This window comes from Conyzicola sp. (assembly GCF_057073975.1).
Genome location: NZ_JBXMIS010000042.1, coordinates 1 through 15,008, shown reverse-complemented (window position 1 = coordinate 15,008; position 15,008 = coordinate 1). Strand labels below are relative to the sequence as shown.

Below are 15,008 nucleotides of genomic sequence, written 5' to 3'. Positions count from 1 at the left end.
GCCAGATCTGAACGAGGCGGTTGGGCTCCTTGTTCGGGTCCTTGATCTTCTTCGGTCTCGGTTCGCGTGCCATGCTTTCTAAGATACCGCCTGCGCGAACTCGGTCGGTGCGTCGGCAATGTGGGCGAGGTGCGCAGGGATGACGCGGCCCTTCGAGGCCATCGACCGGGCCCAGAGACGCCCGGCACGGTAGCTCGAGCGCACGAGGGGACCGCTCAGCACCCCGAGGAACCCGATCTGCTCCGCCTCGGCGTTGAGCTCGATGAACTCCTCCGGGCGCACCCAGCGGTCGACGGGAAGGTGCCGCGGGGTCGGCCGGAGGTACTGCGTGATCGTGATGATGTCGGTGCCGGCGTCGTGGAGGTCCTGGAGCGCCTGGCTGACCTCCTCGCGGGTCTCGCCCATGCCGAGAATCAGGTTGGACTTGGTGATGAGGCCGAAGTCGCGGGCCTGGGTGATGACATCCAGCGACCGCTCGTAGCGGAAGGCCGGCCGGATGCGCTTGAAGATGCGCGGCACCGTCTCGACGTTGTGGGCGAACACCTCCGGCCGCGATTCGAAGACGACGTTCAGCAGCTCCGGGTTGCCGGAGAAGTCGGTCGCGAGGATCTCGACGCCGGTCGACGGGTTCATCGCGTGGATCTGGCGAACGGTCTCTGCGTGCAGCCACGCGCCCTCGTCGGGAAGGTCGTCGCGGGCTACTCCGGTGACGGTGGCATAGCGGAGGTTCATCTGCACGACGGACTCCGCGACGCGACGGGGCTCGTCGGTGTCGTAGTCGGCGGGCTTCCCCGTGTCGATCTGGCAGAAGTCGCAGCGGCGGGTGCACTGGCTGCCGCCGATGAGGAAGGTGGCCTCGCGATCCTCCCAGCACTCGAAGATGTTCGGGCAGCCGGCCTCCTGGCACACCGTGTGCAGGTCCTCGCTCTTGACGAGCGACTGCAGCTGGCGGTACTCCGGGCCCATCTTGGCGACGGTCTTGATCCACTCCGGCTTACGCTCGATCGGGTGCGACGCATTGCGCACCTCGAGGCGAAGGAGCTTGCGGCCGTCGGCAGAATCGTGGGTCATGCGGTTACCTCGAAGATCGTTGCGAAAGCGCGTTCCACGAGCGGCACGACGTCCTCCGTCGTCACCGTCCGTGCGAGAACGCGGCTGATGGATGTCACGCCGGCGTCGCGAATGCCGCACGCCACAATGGCGTCGTAGGCCTCGAAGCCGTTGGAGCAGTTGAGCGCGAAGCCGTGCATCGTCACGCCCTCGGCAACGCGGATGCCGATGGCGGCGATCTTGTCCCACGTGCCGTTGGCGGCCTCGATCCAGACGCCGCTGCGGCCCTCGACCCGCTGTCCGTCGACACCGAGCTCGGCGAGCACGTCGATGAGCAGGCCCTCGAGACGGCGCACGTAGCCGACGACGTCGATCGGCTCCGCCAGGCGGAGGATGGGGTACCCGACGAGCTGTCCTGGTCCGTGCCAGGTGATCTTGCCGCCGCGGTCGACGTCGATGACGGGGGTGCCGTCTGCGGGACGCTCGCTGGCATCCGTTCGCTTTCCCGCGGTGTAGACGCTGGGGTGCTCGAGAAGGATGACCGTGTCTGGTCGCTCCCCGGAGACGACGGAACGATGGACTGCGCGTTGAAGCTCTAGGGCTTCGACATACGGCACGGAGTTGGCGCTTAGCCCCGCGACGACAAAGTCGACCACGCCCCAATCCTACGTCGCGGCTTATCCACAGACTGCACTATGCGCTCGGCTATCCACAGAACTCGACGAAGGACCCGGATGCCCGTCGACGCCGCAGCAGCATGAACAGGTGAATCCGGGAGAGACGATGGGCGAGTACCGCCTCGTGCGACTGCTCGGGGCCGGAACCCGCTCGCGAGTGTTCCTCGCCCACGACGGCGAACGGGCTGCGGCCATCAAGGTCTTCCGTCCCGGGGCGTCACCGGAGTCCGTCGACGACGAGATCGCGGCACTCTCCAGTGCCTCCCACGCGCACGTGGTCAGCCTCCGCGAGGTCGGCACCGCACCATCCGGATCGCCATTCCTCGTGCTCGAACGACTCGAGTCGATGTCGCTCGCTGGGCTGCTGACCGCTCGAGGTGCGCTCGGTGCCGGAGAGGCCGTGACGGTGCTCGCGCCGCTCGTGGCGGCCGTTGGCGCGCTGCACTCCAGCGGCGTGGCGCACGGTTCAATCGCGGCAGACCGCGTGATGTTCCGTGCAACGGGGGCACCCGTGATTGTCGGCTTCGGGCGGGCGACGCTGTTCGTTCCCCCGTCGAACCAGGCCATGCTGTCCACGTCGCGCCCGGTCCTTGAAGACCGACTCGCCCTCGGGCGCCTTGTGCAGGGCGTGGTCTCCCACCTCGACCATGCTGGCGCGCCCCTGTCCAGCTGGCTCGCCGAGCTCGAACGCGACGGCTACCCTGACTCGTTCACAGATCACCTGCTCGACCGTGTCTTCGCACTCGGCCAAGCTGCGCCCGTGCGGTTCGCGCCGACGGCCGAGCGCGGACTCACGTTGGCCGAGGCGGCGCCGCTACCGATGCAGGTCGTGGAGCTCCGTGTCGCCACGAGAACGGAACGGCTGCTCGGTCGTCTGGCCTCCCTCGTCCCGCACCTTCCGGTTCACGAGGACAGCCTGAAGGCCGTCCTGGAGGGCATCAGAACGGTGCGCCGACCGGTCTGGATCGCGGCGGCCGTCGGTGTGAGCTCGCTGATCACCGCCCTGCTGCTCGCCCCCTCCGCCTCGTCGCAGAGCGCAGCGCAGACGCCGGCGACACCAGCCGTGACGTCCATGGCAGCAGTCGACGAGTCGCCCGTGGTCGAGGACGATCCTGTCGCCGCGATGGCCGTGCTCCTCGCGGAGCGCACCCGCTGCATCCGCGATCTCAGCGTCCTGTGCCTGGAGGGCGTCGACCAGAGCGGTTCCGCGGCGCTCGACGACGACGTGGCGGTCATTCGCTCCATCGAAAGCGGTCAGACGACGGGGGTCGACCTCATGGTCGACGACGACTCCACCGAGCTCGTTGAGCGGCATGGCGACGCCGCAGTGGTGAGCTTCACCACGGGCGATAACAGCAAACCGGCCTCGGCCCTTCTGGTGAAGGGCGAGGCCGGTTGGCGGGTCAGGGACTACCTGACGAGGTGATGACTGGTCAGATGCCGAGATCGGCGTCGAACGTGCCGGCCTCGAGGCGGTTCTTGACCGCTACAAGGAACCGGGACGCGTCTGCGCCGTCGATGATGCGGTGGTCGTACGACAGGGCGAGATACACCATCGAGCGCACAGCGATCGAGTCGGAGCCGTCGGCGGTGATGACGACCGGCTTCTTCGTGACAATGCCCGTGCCGAGGATGGCGCTCTGGGGGAGGAACACCACGGGGGTGTCGAACAGCGCGCCGCGCGAGCCGGTGTTGGTCAGCGTGAACGTTCCGCCGGCGAGCTCGTCTGGCTTGAGCGTGTTGTTGCGGGTTCTCTCTGCGAGATCGGCGATCTGGGCCGCGAAGCCGGCGATGTTGAGTTCACCTGCGTTACGGATCACCGGGGTGAGCAGACCGCGTTCCGTGTCGACCGCGATGCTCATGTTCTCGCTGGCCGGGTAGACGATGGAGTCCCCGTCGACAGTGGAGTTGATGATCGGGTACGCCTTGAGCGCCTCGGCGGCAGCCAGGGCGAAGAAGGGGAGGAAGGAGAGCTTCTGCCCGGTCTTGGCCTGGAAGTCGCCCTTGACGGCGTCCCGGAACTTCGCGACTGCCGTGACGTCGACCTCGACGACCGTCGTGAGCTGCGCGGTCGACGTCATCGACTCCACGGCGCGCTGCGCGACGACTTTGCGAAGGCGCGTCATCGGCACCGTGGTGCCGCGCAGGGGCGAGGTCTCCAACGCGGCTGGCGCAGCGGCGGCGGCGGGTGCAGAGCCAGCGGGTGCGCTGCCTGCGACAGCGGCGAGCACATCCTGCTTGCGGATGCGACCGCCGACACCGGTGCCGGCCAGGCCCTCGAGCTCGATGCCCTTCTCGTTCGCGAGCTTGCGCACGAGCGGGGTCACGTAGCCCGCATTGGGCGCGGTCGACGCAGACGCGGGGGCTGCCGGGGCGGGAGCGGCAACGGGAGCCGGGGCGGGAGCGGCCGGAGCAGGAGCAGCCGGGGCCGGGGGTGCCGGGGCTGCCGCGGGCGGCGGCGCGTCTGATGTCGGTGCTGCGGCCGTTGGCGGTGCCGGAGGCGCGACCGCTACCGGGGCAGCAGCCGGTGCGGGAGGAGCGGCCGGGGCCGGAGGAGCGGTTGCGGGCTCAGGAGCGGGGGTCGGCGCCGGCGGCACTGCGGGCTCAGGCACAGCAGCCGGCTCAGCTGCTGCAGGCTCAGGTGCTGCAGGCTCAGCGGCGGCAGCTGGAGCCGCCTCTGCTGCAGCAGCGTCCTCGCCGGTACCGATGGTGACGAGGGCGGTTCCGACCTCGACCGTCTCATCCTCCTGAACGAGGATCGCCTCGATCACACCAGCGACCGGTGAAGGGATCTCTGTGTCGACCTTGTCGGTTGAGACCTCGAGCAGTGGCTCGTCTACCTCGACGCGGTCACCGACCTTCTTCAACCAGCGGGTGACCGTGCCCTCTGTGACACTCTCGCCGAGTGCGGGGAGGTTGACGGATTCGCTCATCAGTGATGCTCCTTTAGTAAATCTTCTGCTCTAACAGCTTAGTTCTGCGTCTGAAAAGACGCTCACATTGCGTGAAGGGGCTTGCCGGCGATGGCGAGGAATGCCTCACCGAGTGCCTCGTTCTGCGTGGGGTGAGCGTGGATGAGGGGAGCGAGGTCTTCTGGGTAGGCCTCCCAGTTGACGACGAGCTGGGCTTCGCCGATGAGCTCGCCAACGCGCGCGCCGATCATGTGCACGCCGACGATGGGGCCGTCGTTGGCGCGCACGACCTTGATCGAGCCGGAGGTGCCGATGATGTGGCTCTTGCCGTTGCCGGCGAGGTTGTAGTCGTAGGTGGAGATGTTCTCCGCGCCGTACTGCGCTGCGGCCTTCGCCTCGGTGAGTCCGACCGATGCGACCTCCGGGTCGCTGTAGGTCACCTTGGGGATGTTGAGGTCGTCAACCACGATCGGGTTGAGACCGGCGATCTCCTCTGCCACGAAGATGCCCTGCTGGAATCCACGGTGGGCGAGCTGGAGGCCCGGCACGATGTCGCCGACGGCATAGACGCCGGGGATGTTCGTGGCGAGGCGCTCATTGGTGATGACGAATCCGCGGTCGAGGGTGATTCCGACCTCCTCGTAGCCGAGGTTGGCGGTGACCGGGCCACGGCCGACAGCCACGAGAAGCAGGTCGGCCTCGATGGTCGCGCCGTTCTCGAGCGTGACGACGACTCCCTCGTCGTTCTGGGTGACCGACTGGAAGCGAACTCCGAGCGTGAACTCGATGCCGCGCTTCCGGTAGGCGCGCTCGAACTGCTTGCTGATGGCCTCGTCCTCATTGGGAACCAGGTGCGGGAGGGCCTCGATGATGTGCACCTCGGTGCCGAACGACTTCCACACGCTGGAGAACTCGACGCCGATGACGCCACCGCCGAGAACGGCGACCTTCTTGGGAACGAAGTCGAGCTCGAGTGCCTGCTCTGACGTGATGACGCGCCCGCCGATCTCAAGACCGGGGAGGCTGCGCGAGTAGGAGCCCGTCGCGAGGATCACGTTCTTGCCGGTGACCTTCTCACCGTTGACCTCGACGGTGGTGGGGGAGACGAGCTTGCCCTCGCCCTCGATGACGGTGATGCCGCGAGCCTTGACCAGGCCCTGGAGCCCCTTGAACTTGCTGGCGACGATGTCTTCGCGGTACTTGGTGACCCCGGCGATCTCGATACCGCCGAAGGTGGCGTTGACGCCGTACTTCGCGGCCTCGCGCGAGACATCGGCGACCTCGGCGGCGTGCAGCAGGGCCTTGGTCGGGATGCAGCCGACGTGGAGGCAGGTGCCGCCCAGCTTGCCCTTCTCGACAAGACCGACGGTCATGCCGAGCTGGCTGGCGCGCAGTGCGGCCGCGTAGCCGCCGCTGCCGCCGCCGAGTACCACGAGGTCAAAGTTCTGGTCAGGCACCGGGCAACTCCCTTGTGTTGAAGGATGTGTTCTCGACCGACGGCAGGATATGGCGCGGTCGTGTGGTTGAAAGATTTCTTCGGCGAGGATTTCGCCCGTTCAACGTTACTACTTTGCGCTGAAGTCCTCGGCCAGCGCCAGCAGTGTGCGAACTGTGACACCGGTCGGTCCAGACCCGGTGTAGCCCCAGCCGCCGCCCTCGTTGTTCGCCGGGCCGGCGATGTCGAGGTGGGCCCACGGAATCGTGCGCTTCTCGTCGCCCTCGCCGATGGATCCGATGAACTCGCGCAGGAAGACGCCGGCCAGCAGCATGCCGGCAGCGGTGTTGCCCGGCTTGACGTTGGCGATGTCGGCGACATCCGAGTTGAGCATCTGCCGCAATTCTGCCGGGAACGGCATCGCCCACAGCTGCTCTCCGACCCGTGTTGCGGTGTCGACGACGCGGCTGACGAGCTCGGTGTCGCCCATGGCTCCGGCGTAGCGATTGCCGAGGGCGACGCGCGCGGCCCCGGTGAGTGTGGCGACGTCGACGATCGCATCCGGGTGCTCCTCGCTGGCGGCGACGAGCCCGTCGGCGAGCACGAGCCTGCCCTCTGCATCGGAGTTGAGGTTCTCGACCGTGGTGCCGCCGCGAATGTAGAGCACGTCGTTCGGGCGCGTTGCGGTGCCAGACGGCATGTTCTCTGCAACGCACATCCAGCCCGTCAGACGCACGGGGAGCCCGAGGCGTGCCGCGGCGACGACGACGGCGAGCACGGTGGCTGCTCCCGTCATGTCGTACTTCATGCCGACCATCGAGCCAGCGGGCTTCAGCGAGAGACCGCCGGTGTCGAAGGTGATGCCCTTGCCGACGAGGGCGAGGTGGGAGGTCGCACCCGCAGGGGAGTAACTGAGCTTGACGAGTCGTGGGCCGCGCGACGATCCAGAGCCGACCGCGAGGATGCCGCCGAAGCCCTCTGCCGCGAGCTCTGCCTCTGCGAGCACGGTGACCTCGACGCCCGCGGCGCTGGCGAGTTCGACGGCGGCCTCGGCGAGGGTCTGCGGGTACATGTGGGATGGGGGAGCCATGACGAGGTCGCGCACGGTGTGCATGGCCGTTGCCACGATGGATGCGCGCTCAGCGAGCGACGCGTCCGCATCCGTGACGACCACGACGGAGCTGGCCGGGCGCTTCGCGGGCGATGCGGAGGTGACCCGGTGCTCGCTGTAGGCGTACGCTCCGATGCCGGCGCCTTCGAGCACGGCGAGCACATCGTCGTCGCTCGACGTGGGGAGGGCGAGAACGACGCTGTCGATGCCGCGCAGCTGGCGAAGCGCGGAGCCGGCCGCGAGCCGAAGGTCGTTCTGCGTCGGGGTGCCGGAGCCGAGCCCGATGAGTGCGACACTCGCCGCTGCGATGCCCGCGACGGGCAGACGGCGCAGCTCGTCGGCTGCTCCGCTCACGCCGATGGCGACGAGCGAGTCCTGCAGCGCGAGCAGTTCTGGTGCGTCGGTGGCCAGCCGTGGTCCGTCGTCCGTCTTGGTCACCCCGACAACGAGGACGTCTGCGTCGATGCTGGTGAGGGGGGCGGGGGAGACGGAAAGCGTTGGCACGGTCATCTGCCAATGGTAAGTCGGCGCTCTGTTCGCTCAGGGCATGAGCGCACGCCCGGTGCGCGGGAGACCGCGTCATTAGAGTTGAAACATGCGCAACCCGGCAGGCCTCTACGAACTCTCCGACATCGCAAGCGATGTTCCGGATGGGCTGCATCTCGTCGCCGGCCTCACCGGCTTCGCCGACTCCGGCGCCGCTGTCACCCAGCTCAGCACCTACCTGCTCGACACCCTTGAGCACCAGGTCGTCGCCGAGTTCGATGTCGACGAACTGCTCGACTATCGTGCGCGTCGCCCGACGATCTACTTCGACCAGGACCACCTGAGCGACTACCGGCCGGCAACCCTGAAGCTCTACCTTGCCTCCGACGAGATCGGGCAGCAGTTCCTTCTCCTGACCGGCTTCGAGCCCGACTTCCAGTGGGAGCGCTTCTCCGCCGCGGTCATGGAGCTGGTCGACCGTTTCGCCGTCAAGACCACGACATGGGTGCACGCCATCCCGATGCCAGTTCCTCACACCCGCCCGATCGGCGTGACGGTGAGCGGCAACCGCACAGAGCTCACCGATGCGATGTCGGTATGGAAGCCCCACACCCAGGTTCCAGCCAACGCCCTTCACCTCGTCGAGTACCGGCTGCAGGAGCTCGGTCACCCGACCGTCGGCTTCGTCCTCCTGATTCCGCACTACCTTGCCGACACCGAGTACCCGCTTGCCGCTGTCGCCGCCCTCGAGAGTGTGAGTGCAGCGACAGGACTCGTGTTTCCGACCGACAGCCTTCGCGAAGACGGCCGCGAGTTCGTCTCGCGCATCGAGGTGCAGGTGGAGGGCAACGCGGAGCTCGCCAAGCTCGTCGGCACGCTCGAGGAGCGCCACGACTCGTACATGCTCGAGAACCCGATGCGCTCTCCGCTGATGGATATCGACGGCGAGCTTCCGAGCGCCGACTCCATCGCCGCAGAGCTCGAGAACTTCCTGGCGGCGCGACGCAACAGCGGCGACCGCGACGCCGACTGATCCACTCGGCAGCCGCCTAGGCTGAGGGGGTGAACTCGCGTCGCGCCTGGCTTGTCGTGTCTATCGGCGCATTCGCCTACCTCGTCGGTGTGATGCAGCGCTCCTCGCTCGGCATCGCCGGAATCGACGCGACGGAGCGCTTCGACGTCACCGCGGCAGTGCTGTCGAGTCTCGCGGTGGCCCAGATCATCGTCTATGCGGGCCTGCAGATTCCGGTCGGCGTGGTGCTCGACCGCATCGGGCCGCGACCGCTCATCCTGCTCGGTGCCGTGCTCGTGGCGATGGGTCAGACGGTGCTCGCCATCGGACCGGAGTTCTGGATGGCGGTCGCCGGTCGCATCCTCGTCGGTGCGGGCGACGCGATGACCTTCATCTCGGTCAACCGCCTCATCGTCGGCTGGTTCAGCGGCCGAGCACTCCCGCTGCTCACGCAGTCGCTCGGGATCGTCGCGGCGCTCGGGCAGTTGCTGTCGGCGCTTCCCCTCTCCTACGTACTGCACGCCTACGGCTGGACGCCCGCCTACCTCAGCGCCGCATCGTTCTCTGTGTTAGCCGCGATTCTCGTGTTCCTCGTCATCAGGAACCGGCCGGATGACGCCCCGGTCACCGAGCCCGTCGCCATCCGCTCCCCGCCGCTGCACTCTCTGCGCGACGCCATTGCACGACCGGGAACCCAGCTCGGCTTCTGGTCGCACTTCGTGACGCAGTCGTCGTCGGTGATGTTCTCCATGCTCTGGGGCTTTCCCTTCCTGTCGGTCGGGCTGGGCTATGGTCCCGCGGCCGCAGCGGGGCTCCTGACCATCCTGGTCGGCAGTGCCGCCGTCACGGGGCCGGTGCTCGGCATCCTGTCTGCGCGCTATCCGTATCGGCGCAGCAACATCGTGCTCGTGATCGTTGCCGCCATGGCTGTCGCGTGGGGCGTCGTGCTGGCGTGGCCAGGGCATCCGCCGCTCGCCGTTGTCATTGCCTTTCTCGTGATCGTCGCGCTCGGAGGACCGGCTTCACTCATCGGCTTCGACTTTGCCCGCAGCTTCAACCCGACGCGCAGCCTCGGGTCGGCAACCGGCATCGTGAACGTCGGGGGATTCACCGCCTCGTTCGTGATGATGTTCCTCATCGGAGTGGTGCTCGACGCGATCGACCGTGCACACGGTGGATCCGGCGAGCCAGCCGAGCTGTACTCCTTCGACTCCTTCCGGATCGCCTTCCTCGTGCAGTACGTGGTGGTTGGCACCGGTGTCGTGCTTCTGGTGCGCGCCCGCCGGCTCACACGGCGCAAGCTGCATCAGGAAGAGGGAATAGAGGTGGCCCCCCTTTGGGTTGCACTGGTGAGGGCCTGGCGCAGGAGGCCCGGCAGTTTCCACTGAGTGAGGCATTGGTGCCCCGTGGCGAGGTGCCGTGATAAAACGTGCAATAATTGAGGCAAGACCCGGTCTTCTTCTCGCGCTCTGGCTCTCGATTCGTCGTGAACAGGCGCAGGACTTGACAAGGGTCTTAGTGCTGCCCCTGAACAGGTCATGCACCGCCCTGAACCCCTGAAAGGTGTTGAAATGGCAACCCGATCAAAGACCGCAACGCTCGAGAGTCCTGTCGATGAGGTCAAGGACGACCTCGCCGTCGCTCCAGCAAAGAAGGCACCCGTGAAGAAGGCGGCTGCAAAGGCCGCCCCCAAGACGAAGGCCGCCACGAAGGCCAAAGCCACGTCTGGCGACGACGAGGACGACGTTCCCGTCGACATCGAGGAGATCGAGGACGACGATGTCGTCGCTGCGGTCGTCGGTGCCGATGACGCGATCATCGACGACGTCGTCGCCGACGACACCGTCGTCAAGGACGACGAGGCCAAAGACGAGACCGCCGACGACAGCGACGACGACGACGAGAAGTCCGAGGGCAAGGATGAGGCGCTGCCGACCGGCGCCCTCGTGCTCTCGCTCGTTGATGACGAGGACGACGTTCCCGTCTACTCCAGCGCCATCACCGGCGCCACGGCCGACCCGGTCAAGGACTACCTGAAGCAGATCGGAAAGGTCGCCCTCCTCAACGCAGCAGAGGAGGTCGAGCTCGCCATGCGCATCGAGGCCGGGCTCTTCGCAGAAGACAAGCTCTCTGGCATGAGCGACACGGAGAAGCGGTCGCAGCTCGGGCGCGAGCTCACCTGGGTCGCCAAGGACGGCGCCCGCGCCAAGAGCCACCTGCTCGGTGCGAACCTCCGACTCGTCGTCTCGCTGGCGAAGCGCTACACGGGTCGCGGTATGCAGTTCCTCGACCTCATCCAGGAGGGCAACCTCGGCCTCATCCGTGCCGTCGAGAAGTTCGACTACACCAAGGGCTTCAAGTTCTCGACGTATGCGACCTGGTGGATCCGCCAGGCCATCACCCGCGCGATGGCCGACCAGGCGCGCACCATCCGTATCCCGGTGCACATGGTCGAGGTCATCAACAAGCTCGCCCGCGTGCAGCGCCAGATGCTGCAGGACCTCGGTCGCGAACCTACGCCAGAGGAGCTGAGCCGCGAGCTCGACATGACTCCGGAGAAGGTCGTCGAGGTGCAGAAGTACGGCCGAGAGCCCATCTCGCTCCACACCCCGCTCGGCGAGGATGGCGACAGCGAGTTCGGTGACCTCATCGAGGACACCGAGGCTGTCGTACCCGCCGACGCGGTGGGCTTCACGATGCTGCAGAAGCAGCTCGAGAGCCTGCTCGACTCGCTCAGCGAGCGGGAGGCCGGCGTGATCCGCATGCGCTTCGGCCTCGGTGACGGCATGCCGAAGACCCTCGACCAGATCGGTGACACGTTCGGCGTGACGCGCGAGCGCATCCGCCAGATCGAGTCGAAGACCATGGCCAAGCTGCGCCACCCCTCGCGGTCGCAGTCCCTACGCGACTACCTCGAGTAGGCAGGGCGTGCTGCGCGTCCTGCTCGCCATCTGGGCAGGAAAGCTCGCGACGATCGCCCTCCGGGTGCTCGGCCGAGCGGGCACCCATGTGCCCGGACTTGTCGCGCGCAGGATCCACCCGGGAATCATCGGGGCCATCAGGCATCCGTCGACCGTGATCGTCGTGACGGGAACAAACGGCAAGACGACCGTGTCGAACCTGCTCACCGAGGCCTTGCAGCTTCAGGGCGCGCGCGTCGCGAGCAACCGCACGGGGTCGAACCTCGCCGCCGGTATCGCGACCACGCTCATCGGGGCGGTGAGCTGGTCCGGTCGGCCAACGGTCGATGTCGGCGTTCTCGAGATGGATGAGCGGTCGGCCAAGCTCGTGCTTCCGGGGCTGCAACCCGACTACCTCGTGTGCATGAACCTCACGCGCGACTCGATCAAACGCAACGCGCATCCTGCATACATCGCATGGATCCTGTCGTCCGCGCTCGGCAACCGCACGACGCTCGTGCTCAATGCCGACGACCTCATCGTTGCCTCGCTCGGAGCGGAATCGAGTGCGCGGGTCTACTTCCGCGTCGACCGGCTCGACGCCGACGGATCGAGCCCGTCGGGTGCCGCCGTCGACGTGGCGATCTGCCCGGTGTGCGACCACCTGCTCGACTGGGACTACTGGCGGTACAACCACATCGGTGCAGTTCGGTGCCGCTCGTGCGGATTCCATTCCCCGGCTGCCTCCTACCGCGCCACGGCCGTCGACCCGGCGACCAGCACCCTGAGTCTTGATCTCGCGGGCTCCGCCGTCGACGTGCGCCTCATCAACGAGAGCATCGTCAACGTCTACAACCAGACGGCCGTCGCGACAGTGCTCCACCTGGTCGGCCACGACACTGCCGCGACTGCGCGGGTGTTCGACAGCCTCGAGCCACCGACGACACGCTTCGAGACCGACAACGTCGGCGCTGTCTCGGTCGTGCGCATCCTGACCAAAGGCCTCGTCGGCGTTGCCGTGTCGCGGGCGTTCGAGCACGTCACGGCGTTTCCCGGTCGCAAGGCGATCGTGCTCAACGTCGATGAGGCGACAGAGCGCCTCAACGAGGTGGAGAACACCGCGTGGACGTACGACGCCGACTACGAGTACCTCGCCGACGCGTCGATCAGCCAGATCGTCGTCGGGGGAGTGCGCCGCCACGACCAGGCGCTGCGGCTCGCTATCGCGGGAGTTGATCCATCTCGCATCGTCGTGGTTGAGTCGGAGACGGCGGCAGCCGACCTGGTCGACCTCGACGGGATCGACATCGTCTTCAACCTGCACAGCGTGCACAACGCGATCGTCACGGGCACTCCTGTGCAGCGCCGGTTGCGAACTCGGCTTGAGGAGCGCGTATGACGTCGGCGCTGACGATCGAGGTGCTCTTCCCCGAAATTGCCAACCTCCACGGCGACACCGCCAACATCACGCTGCTCGCGCAGTCACGGCCTGACGCGCGTGTCGTACGCACGAGCCTGACCGACACCCCGGCCTTCGCCAGCGGGCGCGTCGACCTCGTCTACCTCGGTCCGCTCACCGAGCAGGGCCAGCGCACTGCTGTTGAGCACCTCCGTCCGCATCGCGACCGCATTGCCGCGCTCATCGAGGGCGGCACGTCCTTCTTGTTCACCCATAACGCCGTCGAGGTGCTCGGCACCCGGCTGCGCAACGACGACATGGGCTATGACGTCGAGGGTGTCGGCGTCTTCGAGGTCGAGTCGACGATCAGCATGTTCGAGCGCTACAGCGGGAAGGTCATCGGCACGCTGCCAGACCTCGGGGCCGCGCATCCGGTCGTCGGATACAAGTCGCAGTTCTCCATGCTCGCTGCGCCAGCCGAGCTCGCGGGCTTCATCACCGCAGACCGGGGAATCGGCCGCAACCGCTCGACCGCGGTCGAGGGCGTACGTCGTGGCAACTTCATCGGAACCTCGCTCATCGGCCCGTTGCTCGTGGCCAACCCGCATCTCGCCAAGGCGCTGCTGTCGACCATCGATCCCGACTCAGAGCCCGTGCTCGCGCACGAGTCCCTCGCGATTGCCGCCTATGAGGCGCGCCTTCGCGACTTCCGTGATGGGCGCCGCTGGCATCCGTCTGAGCGGGTTCGATAGCGCTTGTCCCCACGTTTGGGGGTCTACGGGGCGCGGCCATGTGCGCCTAGCCTGACAATTGGGGGAGTTTTATGAAGATCGTGGAGCTTGTGCGTGCCCATCGTGTTCGCACGATCGCGGTTGCCGTCGCAGTTGCGCTCGTCGTGGGCGGTGTGACCACGGCGTCGGTCACCACGAGCCAGGCAGCCGCCGCCGCCGAGCAGCATCGGGCCGACGTGGCCGCCGCCGCTGAACTCGAGACCAGGGTCGTGGAGCTCCGGCTCTCTGCGCTCGAGACCATAGCGCCAATGGAACAGCAGCTCTTCGACGATGCGACCGCGTGGGCCGCCAGTGCCTCGCCCCTGCTCAGCCCCGCCGACCTGCTCGCACTCGAGTCGACGGCCGTGGCCGTCGGAGCCTCCGTCGACCGGCAGCCGGCCGCCGATGCGTCGAGCGCGGAGCTGGCAGCGCTCTATAACGCCAAGTGGGCGATGATCCTCGGAGCGCGCGAGCGGTTCTCCACCATCGTGACCACGGCGCTAGCCGCGGCCAAGGCAGGGCTGGATGCCTCGCCGATCGCCGATGCCGCGTCGCGCCAGGCCACCGCGACTGCCATCGCCGAACTGGATTCCGCGTGGCAGAGCCACGGCTCGGTCTCGACCGCTCTCACAACACTCACGACCTCGGTCGCCACGGTGCAGGCATCTCAGGCCGCGGCCGTCGCGGCTGCCGCAGCGGCTGCTGCTGCCGCCGCTGCCGCCGCAGCAGCAAAGGCGGCACGTCGAGGTGGTGGTGGTAGTGGCGGTGCGACGGCGGTTGCCAACCCATCCTGGCCCGCAGCAGTGAGTGTTTCGTCGATACTCACCTATGTGAACAACTATCGTGCGGCTGCTGGTGTCGGCGCCCTATCTGCGAGTGGATCGCTGAACGCGACAGCGCGAACCTGCGCGTCTCGGATGGCTGGTACCAATTCAATGACGCACTCGAGCTACCCAGGGGGCTGGGGAACCTGGGGCGAGAACATCGCGTATGGATACGGCTCGGCGCAGGCGGTGGTCGACGCTTGGTTCAATTCACCTGGTCATAAGGCAAACATGCTGAACCCCTCATTCACAAGCATGGGATCCGGCTATGTGGCGGCCGGCAACTGGTGGTGCCAGCAGTTCGGCGGATAGGCCTCAGGCCGGGAAGCCCATGGCCTTGGCATAGGTCGGCCGCAGTCCGATCTTGAGCCCGCTGAGGCTCGGCTTCATCTGGAAGACGCCGCTGTTGTAGTTGCCCTCGATCACGAGCGG

The 15,008-nt window shown here is 67.1% G+C and carries 12 protein-coding genes; 7 read left to right on the top strand and 5 right to left on the bottom strand.

Annotation, left to right across the window (positions count from 1 at the left end; genetic code table 11):
- Nucleotides 1-78: 78 nt before the first annotated feature.
- A complete protein-coding gene (gene lipA, locus AC14A7_RS03825) occupies nucleotides 79-1,071 on the bottom strand; it encodes a lipoyl synthase (RefSeq protein ID WP_484006562.1) in 993 nt (330 codons plus the stop codon).
- Nucleotides 1,068-1,706 (bottom strand): lipoyl(octanoyl) transferase LipB, encoded by a 639-nt coding sequence (gene lipB / locus AC14A7_RS03820; protein WP_484006561.1) that lies wholly within the window; start codon nucleotides 1,704-1,706, stop codon nucleotides 1,068-1,070. The genes lipA and lipB overlap by 4 nt, the downstream gene beginning before the upstream one ends.
- A 109-nt stretch (nucleotides 1,707-1,815) precedes the next feature.
- Between lipB and AC14A7_RS03815 the strand changes: the two genes are divergently transcribed.
- Entirely contained in the window at nucleotides 1,816-3,153 is a 1,338-nt protein-coding gene (locus AC14A7_RS03815) for a protein kinase domain-containing protein (protein WP_484006560.1), read from the top strand.
- A 7-nt stretch (nucleotides 3,154-3,160) separates the two neighbouring features.
- Here the strand turns inward: AC14A7_RS03815 and sucB are convergent, their stop codons facing one another.
- The 3 genes from sucB to AC14A7_RS03800 form a co-directional block, all read right to left on the bottom strand.
- Nucleotides 3,161-4,660, bottom strand: a complete 1,500-nt coding sequence (gene sucB / locus AC14A7_RS03810) for a 2-oxoglutarate dehydrogenase, E2 component, dihydrolipoamide succinyltransferase (protein ID WP_484006559.1) — start codon at nucleotides 4,658-4,660, stop codon at nucleotides 3,161-3,163.
- Between the two features lie 62 nt (nucleotides 4,661-4,722).
- Nucleotides 4,723-6,096 carry a dihydrolipoyl dehydrogenase gene (gene lpdA, locus AC14A7_RS03805; protein WP_484006558.1) on the bottom strand — a complete coding sequence of 458 codons (1,374 nt, stop codon included), beginning with the start codon at nucleotides 6,094-6,096 and terminating at the stop codon, nucleotides 4,723-4,725.
- 108 nt (nucleotides 6,097-6,204) lie between these two features.
- On the bottom strand, nucleotides 6,205-7,695 hold the full coding sequence (locus tag AC14A7_RS03800) for a leucyl aminopeptidase (RefSeq protein ID WP_484006557.1): 1,491 nt from the start codon (nucleotides 7,693-7,695) through the stop codon (nucleotides 6,205-6,207).
- Between the two features lie 85 nt (nucleotides 7,696-7,780).
- On the opposite strand from AC14A7_RS03800, the gene AC14A7_RS03795 reads away from it, so the two are divergent.
- From AC14A7_RS03795 to AC14A7_RS03770, 6 genes are all read left to right on the top strand, one after another.
- Nucleotides 7,781-8,704 carry a proteasome assembly chaperone family protein gene (locus AC14A7_RS03795; protein WP_484006556.1) on the top strand — a complete coding sequence of 308 codons (924 nt, stop codon included), beginning with the start codon at nucleotides 7,781-7,783 and terminating at the stop codon, nucleotides 8,702-8,704.
- A 29-nt stretch (nucleotides 8,705-8,733) separates the two neighbouring features.
- A complete protein-coding gene (locus tag AC14A7_RS03790; protein ID WP_484006555.1) occupies nucleotides 8,734-10,071 on the top strand; it encodes an MFS transporter in 1,338 nt (445 codons plus the stop codon).
- A gap of 183 nt (nucleotides 10,072-10,254) precedes the next feature.
- Nucleotides 10,255-11,604, top strand: coding sequence for an RNA polymerase sigma factor (locus AC14A7_RS03785; RefSeq protein ID WP_484006554.1), 1,350 nt, complete (start codon nucleotides 10,255-10,257; stop codon nucleotides 11,602-11,604).
- Between the two features lie 7 nt (nucleotides 11,605-11,611).
- Complete coding sequence (locus AC14A7_RS03780; RefSeq protein WP_484006553.1) at nucleotides 11,612-12,982, top strand: MurT ligase domain-containing protein; 1,371 nt, start codon at nucleotides 11,612-11,614, stop codon at nucleotides 12,980-12,982.
- On the top strand, nucleotides 12,979-13,734 hold the full coding sequence (locus AC14A7_RS03775) for a hypothetical protein (RefSeq protein WP_484006552.1): 756 nt from the start codon (nucleotides 12,979-12,981) through the stop codon (nucleotides 13,732-13,734). Before AC14A7_RS03780 ends, AC14A7_RS03775 begins: the two co-directional genes overlap by 4 nt.
- A gap of 71 nt (nucleotides 13,735-13,805) precedes the next feature.
- Nucleotides 13,806-14,888: a CAP domain-containing protein gene (locus AC14A7_RS03770; RefSeq protein WP_484006551.1), complete on the top strand. Its 1,083-nt coding sequence runs from the start codon at nucleotides 13,806-13,808 to the stop codon at nucleotides 14,886-14,888.
- Nucleotides 14,889-15,008 lie beyond the last annotated feature (120 nt).